The organism is Bradyrhizobium sp. P5_C11_2 (assembly GCF_054049755.1).
Window position 1 is genome coordinate 1 of the sequence record NZ_JBFULT010000375.1, and the last position, 7,460, is coordinate 7,460.

At 64.2% G+C, this 7,460-nt stretch carries 10 protein-coding genes and 1 tRNA gene; 3 read left to right on the plus strand and 8 right to left on the minus strand.

Features of this window, described 5'->3' with window-relative positions:
- Nucleotides 1–671 (minus strand): alpha/beta hydrolase family protein (locus ACXJL8_RS28045; protein WP_456685963.1); only part of this gene is annotated, 671 nt, incomplete at its 3' end.
- Nucleotides 672–937: 266 nt separating this feature from the next.
- Here ACXJL8_RS28045 and ACXJL8_RS28050 point away from each other — a divergent pair.
- On the plus strand, nt 938–1,447 hold the full coding sequence (locus tag ACXJL8_RS28050; protein WP_027533231.1) for a GNAT family N-acetyltransferase: 510 nt from the start codon (nt 938–940) through the stop codon (nt 1,445–1,447).
- Between the two features lie 179 nt (nt 1,448–1,626).
- On the plus strand, nt 1,627–2,163 hold the full coding sequence (ppa, locus tag ACXJL8_RS28055; protein WP_456620861.1) for an inorganic diphosphatase: 537 nt from the start codon (nt 1,627–1,629) through the stop codon (nt 2,161–2,163).
- Nucleotides 2,164–2,272: 109 nt separating this feature from the next.
- On the opposite strand, the gene folD is transcribed toward ppa, so the two are convergent.
- From folD to ACXJL8_RS28070, 3 genes are read right to left on the minus strand one after another with little or no spacing between them, the layout of a single operon-like run.
- Nucleotides 2,273–3,157: a bifunctional methylenetetrahydrofolate dehydrogenase/methenyltetrahydrofolate cyclohydrolase FolD gene (folD, locus tag ACXJL8_RS28060; protein WP_456620862.1), complete on the minus strand. Its 885-nt coding sequence runs from the start codon at nt 3,155–3,157 to the stop codon at nt 2,273–2,275.
- Nucleotide 3,158: 1 nt separating this feature from the next.
- Nucleotides 3,159–3,491: a DUF167 domain-containing protein gene (locus ACXJL8_RS28065; RefSeq protein WP_456620863.1), complete on the minus strand. Its 333-nt coding sequence runs from the start codon at nt 3,489–3,491 to the stop codon at nt 3,159–3,161.
- Nucleotides 3,491–3,787, minus strand: coding sequence for a YggT family protein (locus tag ACXJL8_RS28070; protein ID WP_247352886.1), 297 nt, complete (start codon nt 3,785–3,787; stop codon nt 3,491–3,493). The genes ACXJL8_RS28065 and ACXJL8_RS28070 overlap by 1 nt, the downstream gene beginning before the upstream one ends.
- Nucleotides 3,788–3,966: 179 nt before the next feature.
- Here ACXJL8_RS28070 and ACXJL8_RS28075 point away from each other — a divergent pair.
- Nucleotides 3,967–4,042 (plus strand) — tRNA-Ala (locus ACXJL8_RS28075).
- Between the two features lie 104 nt (nt 4,043–4,146).
- Here ACXJL8_RS28075 and ACXJL8_RS28080 read toward each other — a convergent pair.
- From ACXJL8_RS28080 to ACXJL8_RS28095, 4 genes are all read right to left on the minus strand, one after another.
- Nucleotides 4,147–4,959 carry an enoyl-CoA hydratase gene (locus ACXJL8_RS28080; RefSeq protein WP_456620864.1) on the minus strand — a complete coding sequence of 271 codons (813 nt, stop codon included), beginning with the start codon at nt 4,957–4,959 and terminating at the stop codon, nt 4,147–4,149.
- A 99-nt stretch (nt 4,960–5,058) separates the two neighbouring features.
- On the minus strand, nt 5,059–5,862 hold the full coding sequence (locus tag ACXJL8_RS28085; protein ID WP_456620865.1) for a glutamine amidotransferase: 804 nt from the start codon (nt 5,860–5,862) through the stop codon (nt 5,059–5,061).
- Nucleotides 5,863–5,991: 129 nt separating this feature from the next.
- A complete protein-coding gene (locus ACXJL8_RS28090; protein WP_456620866.1) occupies nt 5,992–6,771 on the minus strand; it encodes an SDR family NAD(P)-dependent oxidoreductase in 780 nt (259 codons plus the stop codon).
- Nucleotides 6,772–6,999: 228 nt separating this feature from the next.
- The coding region (locus tag ACXJL8_RS28095) for a tellurite resistance TerB family protein (protein WP_456685964.1) at nt 7,000–7,460 on the minus strand (461 nt) is incomplete at its 5' end.

Below are 7,460 nucleotides of genomic sequence, written 5' to 3' on the forward strand. Positions count from 1 at the left end.
GGAATGCGCGCCGCCTTGCCAAACTCCGCGGCGGCCGCCACGAGCGTGTGGGCTGCGCAAATCCGGTTCGGTTCATCGTTGGCGTGGCCGCCGCGTCCCGGCGCAAACGCGATGATCGCGGAAATCGCCTTCGGATCGGCGTTCGCAAGCGCCAGCGCGCCCCAGCCGCCGGCGGAATGGCCGAGCACGATCGCCGCATCCTTGCGAGCGAAATCCTGCTTTCGCACATAGTCCAGCGCGCGCGAAATTTCGTCCGCGGTCGCGCGACCCGAGCGCGCGTAATCCGCCTCGTCACAACCGCCCTGGTCCTCGACATAGCGGCCGCCGGTCGCGCCATGGCCGAGCCGTTCCGGCACCAGCACGGCAAAACCGCGCGCGACCAGATGCGCGACGAGCGCGCGGTATTCCGGCTGCGGCATTTGCGCGCGACGCAGCACGTTCTGCGTGGTGGCATGCGCAATGACCGCAAGCCGAAACGGCCCCGCGCCGGGCGGACGAAACAGCAGGGCATGCGCGGCAATATCGGTATCCGGCGACGGCACGCGCCATTGCTGACGGCGAAACGGCTCGCCCTCCTCGCCCGATGAACCAAACGTGACCTGAGCGCACAGAGGCGGCGCGGTCAGCAGGGCCAGCAGAGGCAGAAGCGCGAGGATGTTGAAGAGTCGCATGAATTGCCGAAGGCGAACACGGACAGCGAGGGCCAGACTAGACAGAACGAATCATTCTGGGCGGACATTTTGCGGTGCCATCGCCGTTCATTGGTTGCCGCAAAGCAGTTTTGCACCGACGCTTGGCAAGCCATTGCCGTTCAAGGCAGCGCTTTGTCCTCTTTCGGTACAACACGGTTAGAATACTGATGCAGAAAGTCCACAGGTTAACCGATAATTAACGATAGGTCTTGCCGCCGACGCGGCGACTTGGTTTGATTGCGTCCATGAGCACAACCCTGATCGAGGTCCGGCCGGCCAAAGCTGCAGACGCAACTGCGGTGGCATCGACCCATGACGAAGCCTGGCGTTCGGCCTATCAGGGCATCATTCCCGGCGCCGAGCTGGAAAAGCTGATCAATCGCCGCGGCCCGCAATGGTGGGACAGCGCGATCCGCAAGGGCAGCCGCGTCAGCGTGCTGGTGTTCGGCGACAAGATCGCCGGCTATGCCAATTACGGCCGCAACCGCGCCCGCAGCCTGCATTTCGACGGCGAGATCTACGAACTTTATCTTCGCCCGGAATTCCAGGGACTTGGCTTTGGCCGTCGCCTGTTCACCGCCGCGCGCCGCGACCTCATGCAGAGCAATTTGAAGAGCATGGTGGTGTGGGCGCTGTCCGATAACGATCCGGCGACGGAGTTCTACCGGGCGCTGGGCGGCCGCATGGTGGCGCGCTCCTCGGAGCGATTCGGGCCGAAGTCGCTCGACAAGGTTGCCTTCGCCTGGACCAATTGAGCTGCTGAAAGTCTAGCCGGCAGCGCTTCCCATCCGTCGATACCGTTTGCTGCTTGAGCCGGTGATCGCAGGATTCATTATTTCACAAAAACACGATGGATTGGGGGGCCAAGCCCGCGTATGACAGCGCCAAAATCGCTGCCGGGCGCGATTTCACCTCGGCAACAACGGAGCCTTGAATGCGTATCGATGCGGTCTCGATCGGGAAAAACGTCCCCCACGACGTCAACGTCATCATCGAAGTGCCGGTTGGCGGCGAGCCGATCAAATACGAGATGGACAAGGAAGCCGGCACGCTGGTGGTTGACCGCTTCCTCTATACGCCGATGCGTTACCCCGGCAATTACGGCTTCATCCCGCACACGCTGTCCGACGACGGCGACCCCTGCGACGTCCTGATCATCAACACCCGCGCCATCATCCCCGGTGCCGTCATGAGCGTGCGCCCGGTCGGCGTGTTGCTGATGGAAGACGAAGCCGGCGGCGACGAGAAGATCCTGGCGGTGCCGTCGTCAAAGCTGACGCAGCGCTACGACAAGGTGAAGACCTATAGCGATCTGCCGGACATCACGCTCCAGCAGATCCAGCACTTCTTCGAGCACTACAAGGACCTCGAGAAGGGCAAATGGGTGAAGATTGTGCGCTGGGGGGGCCCGGAGGAAGCACAGAAGCTGATCCTGGAAGGCATCGAGCGCGAGAAGAAAAAGAAGGGCTGATCGTCATTCCGGGGCGATGCGTAAGCATCGAACCATGGTGCGCAATTGCGCACCTGAGAATCTCGAGGTTCCGGGTTCGCACTTCGTGCGCCCGGAACGACGGCGTCTCTTACACCGCCGGCTTCGGCAGCCCCGCGAGCGCACAGGCGGCGCGTAGCGTGTTCACGAGGAGACAGGCGACGGTCATCTGGCCGACGCCGCCTGGAACCGGCGTGATCGCACCGGCAATTGCGAGCGCTTCCTGATAGGCGACATCGCCGACCAGTCGCGTCTTGCCGTCATCCTTCGGGATTCGGTTGATGCCGACGTCGATCACGGTTGCGCCGGGCTTCAGCCAATCGCCGCGCACCATCTCCGGCTTGCCGACCGCGGCGAAGACGAGGTCCGCGCGCTTCACGAGCCCGGGCAAATCGCGCGAGCGAGAATGCGCGATTGTTACCGTGGCGTTCTCGTTCAGCAGCAATTGCAGCAGCGGGCGGCCGACCAGGTTGGAGCGGCCGACGACGATCGCGTTCATGCCCTCGAGCGAGGCATGCACGCTCTTGGCCAGGATGATGCAGCCGAGCGGCGTGCAGGGCGACAGCGCCTGGAAACCGCCGGCGAGCCGGCCGGCATTGTTCGGATGCAGGCCGTCGACATCCTTGGCGGGATCGATGGCATTAATGACGGCCTCGGTGTTGAGGCCCTTCGGCAGCGGCAATTGCACCAGAATGCCGTGTACGGCGGGATCGCGGTTGAGCTTGGCCACAACGGCCAGCAGGTCGGCTTGCGAAACGTCGGCCGGCAGCTTGTGCTCGAACGAGGCCATGCCGGCCGCCTGGGTCTGTGTGTGCTTGCTCCGAACGTAGACCTCGCTGGCCGGATCGTTGCCGACCAGGACCACCGCAAGCCCCGGCACCAGATTGTGCTCGCGCTTGACCCGGGCGACTTCGTCGGCGACGCGGGCGCGGAGTTCCGCGGCAATGACTTTCCCATCGATGATCTTGGCCGTCATGTCAGTTCCCCGATCCCTGTGATCTGGCCGAAATGAGCCGGTGCAGGGCTTCGCCGAGCCGCGCCGGATCACCATCGACCCCGACCTGCTTCAATCGCGACGTCGCCCCGGACAGGAGCTTCACGCTGGCCTTGGGCACGCCGAGCGATTTTGCCAGCAGCGCCACAACCGCCTTGTTGGCCTCGCCGCCATCGGCGATTGCACGCACGCGCACTTTCAACACCCTGCGGCCGTCGGAGAGCGTCTCGACCCCGTCAATGTCATCGCGCCCGCCACGCGGCGTCACGCGCAACGCGATGCTGACGCCCGTGGTCGAGTTGCGCCAAGGCTCCATCAATATCCGATGACGAGAGGCATGACGTTATAAACGATCAATTTCTCGATCAGATAGATCAGCAGGATCAAGATAATGGGCGAAATGTCGAGACCGCCCAGATTGGGCATGATCGATCGGATCGGCGCCAGCAGGGGCTCGGTGATTCGGTACAGAAATTCGGCGATCGCTGCGACCAGTTGATTGCGCGTATTCACGACATTGAACGCGATCAGCCACGACAAGATGGCCGAAGCGATCAAGAGCCAGACGTACAGGTCCAGGATCAGCAGAATGATTTCGAGAATAGCGCGCATTTGATGGGGAGCTCGCAGGGGAGGATGACTGCTAGATATYGGTTCCCCCCGGCCCAAACAAGGGAAGTTCAGGCCTCCGGATGGCTAAAACCAGGTTACGCCCGTCCTTGACTTGACCTTGGCGGGGACTTAAATGGCGCCCGGTTGTCGGCCGCATTTACCAGAGCGGCCAGCAAAAAGGGGCCATAGCTCAGCTGGGAGAGCGCGTCGTTCGCAATGACGAGGTCGGCGGTTCGATCCCGCCTGGCTCCACCAGCCTTCGCAGGCTGCGCCTGCTTCGGCTCGGCAAGCCCTCTCGTAGCGAAGGCTGCCGCGGCGTAGCCCGAAGGGCGAAGCCGGGCTACCTCCTGAATCTCCCCCTACCTCCCCGTAAACCTCGGCGGCCGCTTTTCCATGAAGCTCGCCACGCCCTCCCGGAAATCACTCCCGTTCAGCGCCACCATCATCTCGCGATTCGCCTCGATCGTCGCTTCCGCCAACGTCTGAAACGGAACCTCGTAGAGCTGCCGCTTGATCACAGCCATCGCGCTCGGCGAGACGAAATCGGCGAGGTCGCGCGCATAGGCATAGGTCTCCTCGCGGAGCTTTTCGGGCGGGCAGAGCCGGTTGACCAGTCCGATCCGCAGCGCTTCGTCGCTGCCGACGCGCCGGGCCGAGAGCAGCAGGTCCATCGCATTGGCGTGGCCGACGATGCGCGGCAGCATCCAGCTGATGCCGTGCTCGGCAATCAGTCCGCGGCGCGCGAAGGCGGTGGTGAACACCGTATTGTCCGCGGCAAAGCGCAGGTCGCAATACAGCGCGTGCACGAGCCCGATGCCGGCGGTCGCGCCGTTGAGCATCGCGATGACCGGCTTTCCGATCGACGGATAGAAGCCATAGCGTGTCTGCCAGTCGGGCCGGCGGTTCATGTCGAAGGGCGGCAGGTTCGATGCACGCCTGACGTCGTTGGGATCGAGCCCCTTCAGCGCGTCCATGTCGGCACCGGCGCAGAATGCGCGGCCCGCGCCGGTGAGCACGATGACGCGGACGTTGTCGTCGGCGCTCGACGCTTCCATCGCGTGACGCACGTCGCGCTCCATGATCGGCGTCCACGCGTTCATGCGGTCGGGACGATTGAGCGTGATGGTCGCGATCTTGTCGCTCACCTCATAGAGAATGTGCTCGTAGCCCATGACGCTCTCCCTCTGTTTCTCGGCACGCCTTCACGCGCGCTCGTTGGCGGCGAGCCTAGCATATTCAGGGATGAGGCAAGGGCTTGCGCGAAGGCGCGATCACTCGGCGGCTTGCGCCAGCACCGGCCGGCGCGCCAGCCAGCCGTCGATGAAATGATCGAGCCAGGCGCGTTCGGCGCCGTCGTAGACCGCGCGATCCGTGAAATGATGATGCCGCTCGCGCGCACCGGGCGCGCTGAGGCCGTCATAGCCGCGCGTGGTCCAGCAATGCATCATCGCGTAGGTCACGTCGGGATGAAACTGCACGCCGAAGGCATTGCCCGTGCGGAATGCCTGGATCGGAAAATCGTCGCCCTCGGCGAGCAATTCGGCGCCGGCCGGCAGCTCAAATCCCTCACGGTGCCAGTGATAGACCTTCGCCGGCCAGTCCGGGCAGAGCGTGTGTCCCGCCGCCGTCGGGCGGATCGGGTAATAGCCGATCTGGGTCAGCGCGTCGGCGTGCGGCGCGACGCGGGCGCCGAGCTGCATCGCAAGCATCTGCGCGCCGAGGCAGATGCCGAGGAACGGCCGCTGTTCGCGGAGCGGAATTTCGATCCAGTCGATCTCGCGGCGGATGTAGTCGTCGGAATCATTGGCGCTCATCGGGCCGCCGAAAAACACGGCGCCGGCATGTCGCTCGAGCGTCTCCGGCAGCGGGTCGCCGAAGCGCGGACGGCGGATATCGAGGCGATGGCCGAGCGCGCGGAACGCATTGCCGACGCGGCCGGGCGTCGAGGATTCCTGATGCAGGACGATCAGGACCGGCAGTCGGGCTTCAGAACGGGCGGCGGATGCGCCAAGGACCCTTCGCCTGGGGAAGGGCACCACCTCTGCACCACCAAACCTGTCCGTCCGGAACGACATTGCCTTTCCAAATGCTATCGGCTCAGACCGCCAGCATAACTAAGCGATCGTTAATTTCGTGTGAGTTTGCGCACACACGACACCGATTATGGAAGCAAGCTCCGGGCCAATGCGGGACGTCCGCCGCGGCTACCGCTTACGCATCTGGAATCGGCCGACCGCCGCCAGGATGAACCCGCGCGGAAAAAATCGCAGCAGGAACGGTACGATCTTGATGCCGAGACCAGGCAGCACCGCCCGTTTATTGGCCATCAGGCCGCGATAGGCATCGCGCGCAACGTCGGCGGCGGAGACATTGAGGATCGCGGAATCGAATCCGGGCGCAAACCCCGCGCGGGCCTGAAACTCCGAGGGCACCGGACCCGGGCAAAGTACGGTGACGCGAACACCGCGCTTGCCGAGCTCGCAGCGCAGGGCCTCGGTGAACGAGATCACATAGGCCTTGGACGCGTAGTACACGGCCATGCCCGGGCCGGGTAGAAAGCCCGCGACCGAGCCGACATTCAGAATCCCGCCCTTGTTGCGGATGAGCTGGTCGGCGAAGCGCAGCGACAGCTCCGTCAACGCACGGATATTCACGTCGATGATGCCGAGCTGCTCGCCGCGGTCGCGCCTGACCGCATCCCCGAACACGCCGAAGCCGGCATTGTTGACGAGATGATCGAGCTCGACGTCTTCGGCCACGAGCGCCGCCGCGATCTTGTCGCCGGCATCGGCTTCCTGAAGGTCGCAGGCGATCACGATCGGCTTCTTGCCGCCCTTGGCGGAGAGCTCGTTGGCGAGCGCCTCCAGCCGGTCGGCCCTGCGCGCTGTCAATGCGAGGCGATGTCCATTGGCGGCGAACACGCGCGCCAGCTCCGTGCCTATGCCCGCCGAGGCACCGGTAATCAGCGTTACCCGCTCAGTCACGATCGAAGTCTCTTGAATTCACGTTTTTTGCCCCCGCAATGGCGGAACGAGAGCATAGGCCGTGCGCGACACGCAAGCTGGCTTGCGGCATGGCCGCTTGAACGGCCGGCAGGGAGCGCCGGAAATCCGCCGATTTTCAAACGAATCCGGCACCGGAGCCGCCGGCGATTACATTAAAATTTCGTCATGTGGTCGGCACGGCCCGCAGCCCCGCCGTGCTGAGACGGGTCAGCCGCCGACGGCGCCGTCCTTCACCTGGTTACCGGCGCGGTCCGCGACGGCATGCTTCAGGTCGATCCGGTCGCGCTGGGAGACCCCAAGCAGGTCGGACGCGCGCCAGACCACGTTGTCCTCGAATTCGCTGACCTGGCCGTCGGCATAGACCAGCTCCCACATCATCTGGACGATGCGCTTGCGGCCCTCTTCGTCGAGCGAGCGCATGATCACGCTGGTGAAATGATAGAGGTCGACCGCCTCGCCCTCGACCTGGGTGGCATCCGCGATGAGGCGATCGGCGGTGCCGCGATCAAGCCCGAAATGGCTTTCGATCAGGCTGTGCAGCTTGCGCTGCTCGGCGGCCGACGGCTGACCGTCCAGCGAAACCACGTGAACCAGCAGCGCGGTTGCCGCCAGTCGGTAGTCGCTGCCGCCGAAGGCGCGGTCTCCCGCCTGGGGGKCAACAATGTCAG

What these genes read in the sequence shown, in the direction of transcription:
- ACXJL8_RS28050 (WP_027533231.1), top strand. Translation starts at nt 938, where the DNA reads ATGAGCACAACCCTGATCGAGGTCCGGCCGGCCAAAGCTGCAGACGCA.
- ppa (WP_456620861.1), top strand. Translation starts at nt 1,627, where the DNA reads ATGCGTATCGATGCGGTCTCGATCGGGAAAAACGTCCCCCACGACGTC.
- folD (WP_456620862.1), bottom strand. Translation starts at nt 3,157, where the DNA reads ATGACGGCCAAGATCATCGATGGGAAAGTCATTGCCGCGGAACTCCGC.
- ACXJL8_RS28065 (WP_456620863.1), bottom strand. Translation starts at nt 3,491, where the DNA reads ATGGAGCCTTGGCGCAACTCGACCACGGGCGTCAGCATCGCGTTGCGC.
- ACXJL8_RS28070 (WP_247352886.1), bottom strand. Translation starts at nt 3,787, where the DNA reads ATGCGCGCTATTCTCGAAATCATTCTGCTGATCCTGGACCTGTACGTC.
- ACXJL8_RS28080 (WP_456620864.1), bottom strand. Translation starts at nt 4,959, where the DNA reads ATGGGCTACGAGCACATTCTCTATGAGGTGAGCGACAAGATCGCGACC.
- ACXJL8_RS28085 (WP_456620865.1), bottom strand. Translation starts at nt 5,862, where the DNA reads ATGTCGTTCCGGACGGACAGGTTTGGTGGTGCAGAGGTGGTGCCCTTC.